Below are 15,007 nucleotides of genomic sequence, written 5' to 3'. Positions count from 1 at the left end.
TCCACCCGCTCCGGCGCGTACAGGTGCTCCACGACCAGCGCCCCCGCCCCGACCAGCCCTGCCCGCTCCCCCAGCCGCGAGGTCACGACCTCCAGCCGGGCCGTGGAGCGCGGCAGCGCCCGCTGGTACAGCAGTTCCCGTACGCCGGTCACGAAGGGCGTCCCGGCCAGATCGCCGGCGATCATCAGCACGCCCGGGTTGAGCAGCGTCACCACCGTCGCCAGCACCTCGCCGACCAGCCGCCCCGCCTCCCGCGCGAGCCCGGTCGCCTCCGGGTGCCCGGCCGCGAGCAGCTCCCGCACGTCCGAGCCGGACGCGGCGGGCACGCCTCGCTCCGCCAGCCGCCGGGCGACGGCACCGCCGCTGGCGACGGCCGCGAGACAGCCGTACGAGCCGCACCGGCACAGCGCCTCGGCGCCCTCGGGCACCCGGATGTGGCCGATGTCGCCGGCGCCGCCGTCGACGCCCCGGAAGACGGAGCCGTCCACGACGACACCCGCGCCGATACCCGTGGACACCTTCACCAGCACGAACGCCGAGCAGTCGGGGAAGCCGGTGCGCTGCTCGCCGTACGCCATCAGGTTGGCGTCGTTGTCGACCAGCACCGGGACCGGCGCGGCGCCCGTGTGCTCGGTGAAGGCCCGGGCGAGGCGGCCCGTGATGTCGTAGCCGTCCCAGCCGGGCATGATCGGCGGCTGCACCACCCGGCCGGCGTCGGTGTCGACGGGGCCGGGGACCGCGAGGCCGATGCCACAGACCTCCTCCGCCCGGTGGCCGGCCTGTTCCAGCAGTCCGGCGAACCAGCCGCCCAGCGCGCCGAGCACCGCGTCGGGGCCGTCCTCGACGACCAGCGTGCCGGACCGCTCGGCGAGGATCTCGCCGGTCAGCGTGAGCAGCGCCGCGCGGGCGTGCCGGGTGTCCAGATCGGCGGCCAGCACCACGGCGTGCTCGTCGTCGAACTCCAGCGTGATCGAGGGACGTCCGCCGAGCGGCGAGTCGACCGGGCCGCCCGCGCCCTCCCGCAGCCAGCCCGCACGGAACAGCCGCTCCAGACGCTGCCCGACGGTGGCCCGGGACAGGCCCGTCACCTGCTGGAGCGCGCCCCGGGTCGTGGCGCGTCCGCTGCGGACGAGTTCGAGGAGATCGCCGGCGCTCGCCTGGCTCCCGCCACGCCCTGTCCTGCCCGGCCGTCCGGTCATGCGCACCCCCTTGTGTTTCTCAAGCTTGCATTACATAGTGAGTTTTGCGTGTTAAATAGACGTAACCCTACGGTGGCCACGGCCGAACCCGTCGGCCGGACGTCTTTCGGGGAGTCCCGAGTGGATCGCACTGTCCAGCTCACCACCCGCCGCACCGAGCGTGACATCGCATACGATCCACCGCCCGTCGACGTCGCGCCGCACCTCAGAGCCGTACAGGTGCTGGAGGAGAACTGGACCGGTGACTCCACGGTGCCCTCGCGCGGGCTGTACCCGCACCAGTGGTCGTGGGACTCGGCGTTCATCGCGATCGGCCTGCGGCACCACGCGCCGTCACGGGCGCAGACCGAGCTGGAGACCCTGCTCGCGGCGCAGTGGGGCGACGGACGCGTCCCGCACATCGTGTTCAACCCCTCCGTCCCGCTCGACGCCTATTTCCCCAGCCCCGACTTCTGGCGCTCGACAACCGCCGGTCACAGGGCTGGTGCCCCGCGCACCGTACAGACGTCCGGCATCGTGCAGCCACCGGTGCACGCGCTGGCGGCATGGCTGGTGCACTGCGCCGACCCGTGGCTCTCCCGCACTCGCGGCTTCCTCGCCCGCGTCTACCCGCGGCTCGCCGCCTGGCACCGCTATCTCTTGCACCGCCGCGACCTCGGCGGTGCCGGCCTGGTGTCCGTCGTCCACCCGTGGGAGCAGGGCATGGACAACAGCCCTTGCTGGGACACGCCCCTCTCCCGGGTGACGCCCGCACCGGCCCGCTCGTTCCGCCGCGCCGACCTCGACCACGGGGCGGCCGAGGACCGGCCCACCGACCTGGACTACGGACGGTACGTACGGCTCGCCGCCGACTACCGCGACCGCGGATACGCCGACGGGATCGGTGACTTCGCCGTCGAGGACCCCGCGTTCAACGCCCTGCTCGCCGCCTCCGAGCACGCCCTCGCCCGTATCGCGCAGGAACTGGGCGCGCCCGGCACCGCCCGGCACGCGCGCGCCGAACGGCTCACGCAGACACTGACCGAGCGGCTGTGGGACCCCGCCGAGGGCATGTTCTTCTGCCGTGACGTGCGCACCGGCGAACCGATCCGGGAGCGCGGTGTGTCCGGGCTGGTGCCGCTGCTGCTGCCGACGCTGCCGCGCGAGACGGCCGCCGCACTCGTGGCCACGCTCACCGGCCCGCACTTCGGGCTCGGCACCACCACACGCCTCGTGCCCAGCTACGACCTGCTCGGCGAGGCCTTCGACCCGCACCGCTACTGGCGCGGGCCGGCCTGGTTCAACACGGCCTGGCTGCTGGAGCGGGGCCTGCGCACGCACGGCGAGACGGAGCGGGCCGACGCCCTCGCCGACGCGCTGGTCACCACCGCCGAGGCCACCGGTTTCGCCGAGTACGTCGACCCGTACACCGGCGAGGCCTGCGGCGCGGCCGGCTTCGGCTGGACCGCCGCGCTCGCACTCGATCTGCTGCACACCCGCAGCCACATCATCGCGCCGGTCGCCGGCCGGCGGGCAGTCAGGGGAGGGGATGGGGGATGACGGACCGGCACCATCTGCTCGTGTTCGGCGGGACGTTCGCGGCCGTCGGCGACGGCGGTCACATCAGCGGGGTGCGCGGCGGGCGCTTCCCCGACGGGCTGTTCGTCCGGGACGCCCGGCATCTCAGCCGCTGGCAGCTCACCCTCGACGGGGCCGTGCCGGACGAGCTGACGCCCGTCACCGACGGCGACGAGATCGCCCGCTGCGTGCTCGTGCCGCACGGCGGTCGCAACGAGCCGCCCGCCTGCACCGTCTTCCGCGAACAGGCCGTCGGTGACGGCTCCTTCGTCGACCTGCTGCGCCTGACCAGCAACCGGCCCGTGCCGACCACGGTCCGCCTCGCCATCACCGCCGACGCCGACTTCGCCGACCAGTTCGAGCTGCGCGCCGACCACCGCACCTACACCAAGCCCGGCGCCGTACGCTCCCGCCAGGTCCTCGACCACGGCCTGGAGTTCACCTACCGGCGCGGCGAATGGCGGTCCTGTACGACGGTGACGGCCGAGCCCGCCCCCGACGCGGTGGAGGAGACCGGCACCGGTGCCCGCCGCATGGTGTGGACCGTCGACCTCGAACCGCACGGCACGGCGGAACTGACCGTGCGGGTCATCGCCCGCCCGCACGGCGAGAAACGCGCACTGCGCGTGCCCCGCTCGCCTGCCTCCGTCACCGAGCAACTCCTCGCGATGGAGGGCCGGTTCGTGGAGGGCGTCGCCTTCCCGACGGGCTGGCCCGAGCTGGCCGCGGCCTGCGCGCGGGGCCTCGCCGACCTGGCCGCGCTACAGATCCCGGCGAGCGGACCGGACGGCGAGGAACTGCGGGTGCCCGCGGCCGGGGCGCCCTGGTTCCTCACCCTGCTCGGCCGTGACGCGCTGCTCACCTCCCTGTTCACGCTGCCGTACCGGCCGGGCCCGGCCGCCGCGACACTGCTCGCGCTCGCCGCGACGCAGGCGACCGAGGCGGGGCCGGGGAACGTCGCCCAGCCCGGGAAGATCGTCCACGAGGTGCGGCACGGCGAGCTGGCCCACTTCGGGCAGGTGCCGTTCGGCCGCTACTACGGCTCCGTCGACGCCACCCCGCTGTTCCTCGTCCTGCTCGGCGCCTACGTCGAACAGACCGGCGACACGGCTCTCGCGCGGCGGCTGGAACGGCACGCCCGCGCCGCGATCGGCTGGATGCTCGACCACGGCGGCCTCACCTCCCGCGGCTATCTCGTCTACCGCGCCGACCGGGGCGGACTCGCCAACCAGAACTGGAAGGACTCCCCCGGCGCGATCTGCTCCGCCGACGGCACCCGGCCGACCGGGCCCGTCATGGCGGCGGGCGCGCAGGGGTACGCGTACGACGCGCTGCGGCGCACCGCGTGGCTGGCGCGGACGGTGTGGCAGGACGGGACGTACGCGGCGCTGCTGGAGCAGGCCGCCGGGGATCTGCGGGACCGATTCCAGCGGGACTTCTGGATGGCGGAGCACGGCTTCCCGGCGCTCGCGCTGGACGGGGAGGGACGGCAGGTCGACGCGCTCGCCTCCGACGCGGGGCATCTGCTGTGGTCGGGGCTGCTGGACAAGGAGTACGGCGAGCAGGTCGGGCGGCGGCTGCTGGAGCCGGACTTCTTCTCCGGGTGGGGGGTGCGGACGCTCGCCGCGGGCCAAGCCGCGTACCATCCGCTGTCCTACCACCGGGGTTCGGTGTGGCCGCACGACAACGCGCTGATCACGCTGGGGTTGGCGCGGTACGGGCTGCATGACGAGGCGCGGGCCGTGGCGCACGGGCTGGTCGACGCGGCGACGGCGCTGGGGCATCGGCTGCCGGAGGTTCTCGCGGGGTATGCGCGGGACGTGCACGGGGCGCCGGTGCCGTATCCGCATGCGTGCGTGCGGGAGTCTCGCTCGGCTGCGGCGCCGCTGGCGCTGCTCACGGCGGTGGGCGGCGCCTGAGAGCGGTGCCGGGTGCCCTGGGCAGGGCGTGCCGGTGCCCTGTGCAGGGCGTGCCGGTGCCCGGGGCAGGGCGGTGCCGGGTGCCCGGGGCAGGGCGTGCCGGTGCCCTGGGCAGGGCGGGTGCCGTTTCGACTTCGGTCGAGCAGGGCCCCCCATCGCCCTGCGGCACGGCTGCCCGCAGCCGGGTGTGTCGCCGCCCCCAAGCCCGCCACTGCCGGGGGGTGGACCGTTCTCGCGGCACGACGGGCCGGAGCTGGGTGGGACGGCGGCCCGCCCAGCCTTGCCGATGCCCGGGTGGCTGGATCCCTCCGTGTTGTCGCGTGGCTGGTGAGGGCTTTGCTCGGGGTTTGCACTGGGCGGTGAACAGGGGGGCTTCGGGGGCCGTACCGGTGGGTGGCGGGCGTTGTTGCCTCCCCGCACGGGCCCGCCCTTGTCGTCTCGCCGCGTACGGAAGGACCCGGGGTGCCCCAGGACACCAGCACGCTCAAGGTGACGGAAACGGCCTCCGAGCCGGACGAGACCGGCGAAGCCGTCGCCCGTTCCGAGGTGTCCGACGGCGCCTCAGAACCGGGCAATGAGCCCGAGTCCGCCGAGACCGGCAAGACCTCCGAAGCCACCGAGGCTTCCGAGGCCCCCCAGGAATCCGACGGCCCATCCACTCCTGCCCCCGGGTTCGGGCAGGTGCTCCTGCGGGCCGTGCGGCCGTTGCGGCGGCCCCGGCGGGCCTGGCGGCGCTGGAAGGCCGCGCACCCCCGTACCGTCGTGGCCGCGTCGTACACCCTCACCGCGTTGGCGTTCGCGCTGATCGTGGCGGCGCTGTTGCTGCCGAACAAGAGCGTGCAGTTCCGTCTGGTGATGTTCACCCGCATACCCGTGGAGGCGCTGATAGGTGCGGCGGTGCTGCTCGCGCTGCCGCGCCGGGTGCGACCTTGGGTCGCGGCGGTGGCCGGGCTGGGCCTGGGTGTGCTGACGGTGCTGAATCTGACGGACGTCGGCTTCAACGAGTACCTGGGCCGCAGCTTCAATCTGATCCTCGACTGGGAGTTGCTGGACGACGCGCAGTCGTATCTCGGGGACACGGTGGGCGGTACGACCGCGATGCTGGCGACCGTCGGGGTGATCGCGCTGATCGCGGTGCTGATCGCGGCGATGGTGTGGGCGACCGTGCGGGTGAGTGCGCTGATCGGCCGGCATCGGTCCCGTTCCTCGCGGGTGCTGCTGGTGGTGAGCGTGGTGTGGATGACGTGCTCGGCGCTGGACGTGCAGTTCTCGGGTGTGCCGGTGGCGTCGGAACACGCGGTGGCGATGGTGCGGTACCGCGAGCAGGCCGTGCGGGAGACGATCCGCGACGAGCGGGAGTTCGCGAAGGAGGCGAAGGCGGACGCGTTCGGGGCGACGCCTCCGGAGCAGCTCGTGCCGGATCTGCGCGGCAAGGACATGATCTTCACGTTCATCGAGAGCTACGGCCGCAGCGCGATCGAGGACCCGGTGATGGCGCCCGGCGTGAACCGCACGCTGGACGAGAGCACGCGGATGCTGGAGCAGGCCGGGTATCACGCGAAGAGCGGCTGGCTGACGTCGGCGACGTACGGGGGCAGCAGCTGGCTGGGGCACTCCACGTTCCTGTCCGGTCTGTGGATCGACAACCAGAACCGGTACCGCACGGTCACCTCCGGTGATCATCTGCCGCTGACGAAGGTGTTCCGGAAGACGGGGGCGTGGGACACGGTCGGGGTGATGCCGGGTGTGCAGAAGGGGTGGCCGGAGCAGAAGTACTACGGCCTGGACAAGGTGTACGACGCGTTCGCGCTGGGCTATCGCGGCCCGAAGTTCTCCTGGTCGACGATGCCCGATCAGTTCGCGCTGGAGGCGTTCCAGCGGCTGGAGCACGGCAGGAAGCGGGACAAGCCGCTGATGTCGGAGGTCATCCTGACGTCGAGTCACCAGCCGTGGGGGCCGATCCCGAAGATGGTGGGCTGGGACGAGCTGGGCGACGGCCGGATCTTCGGTCCGATCGCGAAGGCGGGCAACGATCCGAAGAAGCTGGTGACGGACTCGCAGCGGTCGAAGGAGGAGTACGGCAAGTCGATCCAGTACTCGCTGACGAGCCTCACGCAGTGGCTCGCCCGGTACGGCACCGACGACACCGTGCTGGTCTTCCTCGGCGACCACCAGCCCATCGCCCGGGTCAGCGGTGACCACGCGAGCCGGGACGTGCCGGTGTCGATCGTGGCGAAGGACCCGAAGGTGCTGGAGAAGATCGCGGGCTGGAACTGGAGCGACGGGCTGCGTCCGGCGCATGACGCGCCGGTGTGGAAGATGGACGCCTTCCGTGACCGTTTCCTGACGGCGTACGGGTCCACCCCGCGCCCCAGCTACGGCTGACGGGTCACCGGGCGGGGTCCCGCGAAGCCCCGCCCGCTCCGGCCCGGGCGGCGGCGCGATCAGCCGCCGGAGGTGTCCAGTTCCGCGTCGGCGGAGACGCCGGCGCAGTCGTAGGGGTCCTTCAGCCAGCCGTCGGGCAGGACGACGCGGTTGTTGCCGGAGGTACGGCCGCGGGGCCCGTCGGCGCCGGCCGGCCAGGGCTGGTCGAGGTCCAGCTCGTCGAGGCCGGCGCGCAGCTCCTCCAGCGAGGAGGTGATCGCGAGGCGTTTGCGCATCTCGGAGCCGACGGCGAAGCCCTTGAGGTACCAGGCGACGTGCTTGCGGAAGTCGACGACGCCCTTGGACTCGTCGCCGATCCACTCGCCGAGCAGGGTGGCGTGCCGGACCATGACGTCGGCGACCTGGCGCAGCGAGGGCCGTACGAAATCGTCGGTGCGGCCCTCGAAGGCGGCGACCAGGTCGGCGAAGAGCCACGGCCGGCCGAGGCAGCCGCGGCCGACGACGACGCCGTCGCAGCCGGTCTCGCGGACCATGCGCAGGGCGTCCTCGGCGGACCAGATGTCGCCGTTGCCGAGGACGGGGATCTCCGGGACGTGCTCCTTGAGGCGGGCGATGGCGTCCCAGTCGGCGGTACCGCCGTAGTGCTGGGCGGTGGTGCGGCCGTGCAGGGCGATCGCGGTGACGCCCTCCTCGACGGCGATACGGCCGGCGTCGAGGTAGGTGAGGTGGTCGTCGTCGATGCCCTTGCGCATCTTCATCGTCACGGGCAGGTCGCCGGCGCCGGAGACGGCCTCGCGGAGGATGGCCCGCAGCAGGTTCCGCTTGTAGGGCAGGGCGGAACCGCCGCCCTTGCGGGTGACCTTGGGGACGGGGCAGCCGAAGTTGAGGTCGATGTGGTCGGCGAGGTCCTCCTCGACGATCATGCGGACGGCCTTGCCGACGGTGGCCGGGTCGACGCCGTACAGCTGGATCGACCGGGGCTTCTCGCTCTCGTCGAAGTGGATCAGCTGCATGGTCTTCTCATTGCGTTCCACGAGCGCACGGGTGGTGATCATCTCGCTGACGAACAGTCCCTTGCCGCCGCTGAACTCCCGGCACAGGGTGCGGAAGGGCGCGTTGGTGATGCCGGCCATGGGGGCCAGCACGACGGGGGGCTGGACGGTGTGCGGGCCGATCGTCAGGGCCGTGGCGGTCGTGGGCATTCCCCCATTCTGACGTATCGGCCTCCGCCCCTCGACCTTGATCTTGCACAGGCCATTAGTTAACCGCACTATCGAAATCGGCGTAGTCTGGATCGCATGCCCGAGCCGAGCCACCGACGACGTCTGCTCGTCCTCGCGATCTGCTGCATGAGCCTGCTGATCGTGAGCCTCGACAACACTGTCCTGAACGTCGCCCTGCCGTCGATGCAGCAGGACCTGCACGCGACGACGTCCGGGTTGCAGTGGACCATCGACGCCTACACCCTGGTGCTCGCCTCGCTGCTGATGCTCGCGGGCTCCACCGCCGACCGGATCGGCCGCAAACGGGTGTTCATGGCGGGCCTGACCGTCTTCACCGTCGGCTCCGTCCTGTGCTCCCTCGCACCCGGACTGTCCTGGCTGGTGGTCTTCCGCATGGTGCAGGCCGTCGGCGGCTCCATGCTCAACCCGGTCGCCATGTCGATCATCACCAACACCTTCACCGACCCTCGGGAACGCGCCCGCGCGATCGGCGTGTGGGGCGCGGTCGTCGGCATCTCCATGGCCGCCGGCCCCCTCGTCGGCGGCCTGCTCGTGGAGTCCGTCGGCTGGCGCGCCATCTTCTGGGTCAACCTGCCCGTGGGACTGGCCGCCCTGCTGCTCACCCTGCGCTGTGTGCCCGAGTCCCGCGCGCCCCGCGCCCGCCGCCCCGACCCCGTCGGGCAGGTCCTGGTCGTCGCCCTGTTCGGCGCGCTCACGTACGCGATCATCGAGGCGCCGGAGGCGGGCGCCGGCACCGTCTGGCCCTACGCGGCGCTGGCCGCCGCCGCGCTCGCCGGGCTGCTCCTCTACGAGCCTCGCCGCCGCGAACCCCTCATCGACCTGCGCTTCTTCCGCTCGGCGCCGTTCAGCGGCGCCACCGTCATCGCCATCAGCGCGTTCGCCGCGCTCGGCGGGTTCCTGTTCCTGTCCACGCTGTACCTGCAGAACGTACGCGGGCTGAGCGCCCTGCACGCCGGGCTGTGGATGCTGCCGATGGCCGTGCCGACGTTCCTGTGCGCCCCGCTGTCCGGGCGGCTCGTCGGCAGCCGGGGGCCGCGGCTGCCGCTGCTCGTCGCGGGCGCCGCGATGACGGTGAGCGCGCTGCTGTTCGCCGTGTTCGAGGCGGGGACGCCGAACGTCACCCTCTTCGCCGGGTACCTCCTGTTCGGCATCGGCTTCGGCTTCGTCAACGCGCCCATCACCAACACCGCCGTCTCCGGCATGCCCCGCACCCAGGCGGGCGTCGCGGCGGCCGTCGCCTCCACCAGCCGCCAGCTCGGACAGACCCTGGGCGTCGCCGTGGTCGGCGCGGTCCTGGCGGCGGGCGTGGCCTCGTCGTCGTACCGGGACGCCTTCGTCACGGCGGCCCGCCCCGGCTGGTGGATCCTCGTCGGCTGCGGCGCGGCCGTACTGCTGCTCGGGGTGCTCAGCAGCGGACGGTGGGCGCGGCGCACCGCCGAGCGGACGGCGGCGCGGCTCGACGAGGCCGAGGTGCGGCAGCCGGCCGGCACCACGGTCTGACCGTCACACGGCGCGGGCCTCCGCCCGCTCGCCCACGGCGATCTCGTGCAGCCGCTCCATGCGCTGCCGGGTCTCCGCGTCCGCCGGCACGTACGCCACGATCCGCGCCCCCAGCTCCGGGCTCAGCCACAGGTTCGTGTGGTCCAGCACGAGCCGTCCGACGTACCGGTTGATGAACTCCTTCCGCTTCGTGCCGGGGGCGACCACCTCGTGGCGTTCCCAGTTCTCACGGAAGGACGGGTACTGCCGCAGCCGGTCCAGCAGCGTCTGCCACGCCGGCTCGCCCAGGTGCGCGGCCATCGCCCCCCGGAACCGGGCCGCCATCAGCCGCTGCATCTCCTCCAGGTGCACGACCGAGGCCTTCCAGTCGGGGTCGGTGTGGGAGAGGATCAGACAGTTCCGGTCCTCCGGCGGCACCCGGTCCAGGTCGCCCAGCAGCAGACCGAAGGTGCGGTTGTACGCCACGATGTCGTACCGGTCGTTCTGCACGGACGCCGGCATCGGCTCCAGCTGCTCCAGCAGCGCCCGCACCTCCGGGGTGAACCCCGGGCAGCTGGGCGCCGGGGACGGGTCCACCACGCCGGCGAGCTGGAACAGATGGGCGCGTTCGCTGCCGTCCAGCATCAGCGCGCGGGCCAGCGAGTCCAGCACCTGCACGGAGACGTGGATGTCCCGCGCCTGCTCCAGCCACGTGTACCAGGTGACGCCGACCGAGGAGAGCTGCGCGACCTCCTCCCGCCGCAGTCCGGGCGTACGGCGCCTGCGGCCCCGGGGCAGGCCCACCTGCTCGGGCGCGATGCGCTCCCGGCGGCTGCGCAGGAACGCGGCCAGCTCGTGCCGGCGGATCTCGGGTGCGGGGGACGTCGAGTCGGACCGGATAGCCGTGGTCATGCTTCCAGGGTGCCTGGCCGCCCATCCTGTTTCCAGGTGGTCCTGATACCAGGACAACGCCACTCTGGTACCACCTTCAGCATCGGCACAGGCTCGACACCGTGACCGAAACCGCGACCTCCCCCAGCACACGCTCCCGGCCCGCGCCGGACCCCGCGCTCAGCGGCACAGGCCTGTTCACCGTGCTGCTCGCCGCCGCGCTCCCCCTCGTCGACTTCTTCATCGTCAACGTCGCCCTGCCCACCATCGGCCGCGACCTGCACGCCGGCGAGTCCCTCCTGGAACTCGTCGTCTCCGGGTACGGCCTCTCGTACGCCGTGCTGCTCGTCCTCGGCGGCCGGCTCGGCGACCTGTTCGGGCGGCGCCGGCTGTTCCTCGCCGGCATGGCCGCGTTCGGCGTGACCTCCCTGGCGTGCGGGCTCGCGCCGGGCGCCTGGAGCCTGGTCGCCGCCCGGGTCGCGCAGGGCGCCGCGTCGGCGGCGATGCTGCCGCAGGTGCTGGCCACCATCCAGGCGGCCACGGCCGGGCCGCGCCGCGCCAAGGCCATGGGCCTGTACGGCGCCACGGCCGGGCTGTCCATGGTGGCGGGGCAGATCCTCGGCGGCGTCCTCGTCGGCGCCGACCTGTGGGGCACCGGCTGGCGGCTGGTGTTCCTCGTCAACGTGCCCGTCGTACTGCTCGGCCTGGCGCTCGCCGCGCGGACCGTGCCGGAGACCCGCTCGCAGGCGCCGGAACCCGTCGATGTGCCCGGCACGCTGCTGCTCGCCGTGGCCCTGCTCACGCTGCTGGCGCCGCTGACGGAGGGCCGGGCGGCGGGCTGGCCGCTGTGGACGTGGCTGTCCCTGGCGGCGTTCCCGCCGGCAGCGGCGGCGTTCTACCTGACGGAACGCAGAGCCGACCGCGAGGGCCGCACGCCGCTCGTACCGCCGAGCCTGTTCGCGACGGAGTCGTTCCGCCGAGGACTGGTCATGATCGTGCCGTTCTCCGTCGGATTCAGCGGCTTCATGTTCGTGATGGCGATCGCCCTGCAACAGGGAGCCGGGCTCGGCCCCGTACCGGCCGGGCTGGCGCTCGCCCCGCTCGCCGTCGCCTTCTTCTTCACGTCCCTGGCCGGGCCCCGGCTGGTCGCCCGGTACGGGACACGGGTGATCGGCGCCGGCGCCGTGCTCCAGGCGGCCGGGCTGGCGCTGATCGGGCTCGCCGCGTGGGGGTACTGGCCCGACCTGGGTGTCGTGACGCTGCTGCCGGGCGGGGTGGTGGCGGGCGTCGGGCAGGCGCTCCAGCTGCCCGTCATCTACCGGGTGGTGCTGTCCGAGGTGCCGGCGGGGCGGGCCGGGGTCGGCAGCGGCGTGATGTCGACGACGCAGCAGGCGTCGCTGGCACTGGGTGCGGCGGCGCTGGGCACGCTGTTCCTGTCCCTCGCCCCGCGCACGGGCATGCGCGACGCGCTGCTGCTGACCCTGGCGGCCCAGTTGATCGGCGTCACCCTGACAGCCACGCTGAGCCTCCGCCTACGCCGCCCCCTGTCCTGACCCCGGCGCGCACCCGACCCACCCACCGCGAGCAGGCGCAACCGCAACCACGCACCCTCGGACACGGGCCGCCGCAGGCACTCAGGGGCGCGGGGAACTGCGCGAGAACCCCCCACCGGCCCGCAGGTGGAAACGAAACCGCAAGCAAAAGGGAGCGCGGGGAACTACGCGAAGGCCCCCCACCGGCCCTCGGTACGGCCTACCGGACCCGCAACGCCCGCAGAAGGAATTCCACCGCCGCCCGAAAGTCGCCGTCCGCGGACGGCAACGTCCACTCCCCCGCATAGCAGGGGTCATGAAACCGCCCGGTGGCCTGGAACAGCACCCTCGCCGCCTCCGCAGGCGCGACCCCGCCGAACACCCCGGCCGACACCCCCGCCTCCACGATCCGCTCGAGCTGCCCGGTCAGTTCCTCGACGTGCCCGGCGACGACCGTGCCGTTCTCCCCGGCGAGCACCATGTACGTCGCGAACAGCTCGGGATCGTCCCCCGCTTTGCGCCGCTTCGCCTCGAACAGCGCCGCCAACCAGTCCCGCAGCCGCGTCTCGGGGTCCCGTGTCCCGTCCTCGACGATGACGGCGAGTTCGTCGGTGGTGCGGTCCAGCCACCGTTTGATGACGGCTTCCCGCAGCGCGGCCTTGGTGCGGAAGTGCCGGTAGACGCTGCCGTGGCTGACCCCGAGCGCCCGTGCGACGTCGACCACGGTCGCCTTGGCGGGGCCGTGCCGGCGCAGCACCTCCTCGGTGGCTTCGAGGATGCGTTCGGCGGTGAGGGTCTCAGGGGTCGGTGCCATGGCCTAGACGGTACCCGGACGGGCGGTCATCGCTCGCTGTCGAGCATGGCCATCTGCGCGGGCGCGTACCGCTCGCCGGCGACGGCCTCGGCGGGCACGGCGGCCTCGATGGCGTCGAGGTCGGCCTGGTCGAGGGTGATGTCGAGGGCGCCGAGGGATTCGGTGAGCCGGGCGCGGGTGCGGGCGCCGATGAGGGGGACGATGTCGTCGCCGCGGGAGAGCACCCAGGCGATGGCGGTCTGCGCGACGGTGACGCCCTTCTCGTCGGCGATCTTGCGGAGGGCGTCGACGAGGGCGAGGTTGCGGCGGTAGTTGTCGCCCTGGAAGCGGGGCGAGTGGGCGCGGAAGTCGTCGGCGCCGAACTGCCGGTCGGCGGTGTAGTGGCCGGAGATCAGCCCGCGGGAGAGGACGCCGTACGCGGTGACGCCGATGCCGAGTTCGCGCAGGGTGGGCAGGATCTCCCGTTCGGGGCCGCGGGTGACCAGCGCGTATTCGATCTGGAGGTCGGCGATGGGCGCGGTGGCGGCGGCGCGGCGGATGGTGTCGGCGCCGACTTCGCTGAGGCCGATGTGGCGGACGTATCCCTTCTCGACGAGTTCGGCGACGGCGCCGACGGTCTCCTCGATGGGCACGTCGGGGTCGAGCCGGGAGGGCCGGTAGATGTCGATGTGGTCGACGCCGAGGCGTTGCAGCGAGTAGGCGGCGAAGTTCTTGACGGCGGCCGGGCGGCCGTCGAAGCCGTACCAGCTGCCGTCGGGGTCGCGCAGGGCGCCGAACTTGACGCTGACGACGGCGTTGTCGCGGAGGCCGGCGGGGGCGGTGCGCAGGGCTTCGTTGATGAGCAGTTCGTTGTGGCCCATGCCGTAGAAGTCGCCGGTGTCGAGGAGGGTGATGCCGGCGTCGAGGGCGGCGTGGATCGTCGCGATGGACTCGGCGCGGTCGGCGGCGCCGTACATGCCGGACATGCCCATGCAGCCGAGGCCGAGGGCGGAGACCTGGGGGCCGGTGGTTCCGAGGTTGCGGGTGTGCATCGTCATGCCCCCAGCATCACATGACAGCTGACAGATTTCAATATCTGTCACTTGATACTTGTCATCGGCGCCCCGCCGGCACCGCCGCCGTCCCCTCAACTGCCGGCGAGCTTGACCCCCAACCCGACGAACGACCCGGCAAAGACGCGCCGCAGCCAGGTCATGACGCGGGGCCGGGACAGGACCTGCCCACGCACGGCGGCGGCGAGGACGCCGTACGCGGCGAACACCACGAAGGTCAGCGCCATGAACACACCGCTGAGGGCGAGCATGCGGGGCAGGGCGTGCGGGTCGGCCGGGTCCACGAACTGGGGCAGAAAGGCGAGGAAGAAGACGGACAGCTTCGGGTTGAGAAGGTTGGCGAGGACGCCGCGCACGATGACGCGGCCCACGGGACCGGGCCCGCCTCCCGTGCCGTCGACGGTGATGGCGCTCTTGTCCCGCAGGGTCGCCCACGCCATGTAGAGCAGACAGGCGACGCCGGCGTACTTGAGGATCTGGAACGCGGTGGGGCTGGCGTGCAGCAGCGCGGCGAGCCCGGTGACGGAGGCCAGCGCGTGCGGCACGGTGCCCACGGTGCCGGCGAGGGCGGCGACGACACCGGCGCGACGGCCGTGGGCCAGCCCGGCGGCGAGAGTGTGGACGACGCCCGTGCCGGGCGTGACGACGACGGCCAGAGTGGTCAGCAGGAAGGCGAGACTCATGCGCCCACACTGACCCGGCATTGGCCCGGCGGACAGAGCCAAACAGAGCCCGAACCAGTGGACCAAAACCACCCTGGACCGGTGGATCCCCCCGGACCGGTGGACCCGGCCCCCCGGACCAGTGGACCCGAACCACCCCTGACCGGTGACCCCGCACGAACCCCGGGACACAAAAAAGCCCGCCCGCCCCCGCTTACTGTCCGTCCGTTTCCCGATCCGTTCGGGGCGGTCGGGCCTTTTTTTGTCCCCGGG

Annotated in this window: 11 protein-coding genes; 5 read left to right on the top strand and 6 right to left on the bottom strand. The window is 72.7% G+C overall.

The features are described from left to right. The coding region (locus tag MTQ10_RS18280) for an ROK family protein (RefSeq protein ID WP_247469432.1) at positions 1–1,199 on the bottom strand (1,199 nt) is incomplete at its 3' end. Positions 1,200–1,319: 120 nt separating this feature from the next. Here MTQ10_RS18280 and MTQ10_RS18275 point away from each other — a divergent pair. The 3 genes from MTQ10_RS18275 (at position 1,320) to MTQ10_RS18265 (ending at position 7,060) form a co-directional block, all read left to right on the top strand. Further along, a complete protein-coding gene (locus MTQ10_RS18275; RefSeq protein WP_247469430.1) occupies positions 1,320–2,738 on the top strand; it encodes an MGH1-like glycoside hydrolase domain-containing protein in 1,419 nt (472 codons plus the stop codon). Further along, a complete protein-coding gene (locus tag MTQ10_RS18270; RefSeq protein WP_247469429.1) occupies positions 2,735–4,675 on the top strand; it encodes an amylo-alpha-1,6-glucosidase in 1,941 nt (646 codons plus the stop codon). The genes MTQ10_RS18275 and MTQ10_RS18270 overlap by 4 nt, the downstream gene beginning before the upstream one ends. 681 nt (positions 4,676–5,356) lie before the next feature. Further along, positions 5,357–7,060, top strand: a complete 1,704-nt coding sequence (locus tag MTQ10_RS18265) for a CDP-alcohol phosphatidyltransferase (RefSeq protein ID WP_374117631.1) — start codon at positions 5,357–5,359, stop codon at positions 7,058–7,060. A 59-nt stretch (positions 7,061–7,119) separates the two neighbouring features. On the opposite strand, the gene dusB is transcribed toward MTQ10_RS18265, so the two are convergent. Further along, the gene (dusB, locus tag MTQ10_RS18260; protein ID WP_247469426.1) at positions 7,120–8,262 is read right to left on the bottom strand and encodes a tRNA dihydrouridine synthase DusB; all 1,143 of its coding nucleotides are present in this window, start codon (positions 8,260–8,262) and stop codon (positions 7,120–7,122) included. A 96-nt stretch (positions 8,263–8,358) separates the two neighbouring features. Here dusB and MTQ10_RS18255 point away from each other — a divergent pair, with 96 nt between their 5' ends. Beyond that, positions 8,359–9,804 (top strand): MFS transporter, encoded by a 1,446-nt coding sequence (locus tag MTQ10_RS18255; RefSeq protein ID WP_247469425.1) that lies wholly within the window; start codon positions 8,359–8,361, stop codon positions 9,802–9,804. A 3-nt stretch (positions 9,805–9,807) separates the two neighbouring features. Here the strand turns inward: MTQ10_RS18255 and MTQ10_RS18250 are convergent, their stop codons facing one another. After that, positions 9,808–10,695, bottom strand: a complete 888-nt coding sequence (locus tag MTQ10_RS18250) for a helix-turn-helix transcriptional regulator (protein ID WP_247469423.1) — start codon at positions 10,693–10,695, stop codon at positions 9,808–9,810. A gap of 101 nt (positions 10,696–10,796) precedes the next feature. On the opposite strand from MTQ10_RS18250, the gene MTQ10_RS18245 reads away from it, so the two are divergent. Next, positions 10,797–12,227 carry an MFS transporter gene (locus tag MTQ10_RS18245; RefSeq protein WP_247469421.1) on the top strand — a complete coding sequence of 477 codons (1,431 nt, stop codon included), beginning with the start codon at positions 10,797–10,799 and terminating at the stop codon, positions 12,225–12,227. A gap of 199 nt (positions 12,228–12,426) precedes the next feature. Here the strand turns inward: MTQ10_RS18245 and MTQ10_RS18240 are convergent, their stop codons facing one another. From MTQ10_RS18240 to MTQ10_RS18230, 3 genes are all read right to left on the bottom strand, one after another. Continuing rightward, positions 12,427–13,020 carry a TetR family transcriptional regulator gene (locus MTQ10_RS18240; RefSeq protein WP_247469420.1) on the bottom strand — a complete coding sequence of 198 codons (594 nt, stop codon included), beginning with the start codon at positions 13,018–13,020 and terminating at the stop codon, positions 12,427–12,429. A gap of 26 nt (positions 13,021–13,046) precedes the next feature. Beyond that, on the bottom strand, positions 13,047–14,057 hold the full coding sequence (locus MTQ10_RS18235; protein ID WP_247469419.1) for an aldo/keto reductase: 1,011 nt from the start codon (positions 14,055–14,057) through the stop codon (positions 13,047–13,049). Between the two features lie 89 nt (positions 14,058–14,146). Further along, positions 14,147–14,755 (bottom strand): LysE family translocator, encoded by a 609-nt coding sequence (locus MTQ10_RS18230; RefSeq protein WP_247469417.1) that lies wholly within the window; start codon positions 14,753–14,755, stop codon positions 14,147–14,149. Positions 14,756–15,007 lie beyond the last annotated feature (252 nt).

The organism is Streptomyces sp. XM83C (genome assembly GCF_023072675.1).
GTDB classification, from domain to species: domain Bacteria; phylum Actinomycetota; class Actinomycetes; order Streptomycetales; family Streptomycetaceae; genus Streptomyces; species Streptomyces thermocoprophilus.
Note: the sequence above shows the minus strand (reverse complement) of the source record. Positions and strands in the feature narration are given on the sequence as shown.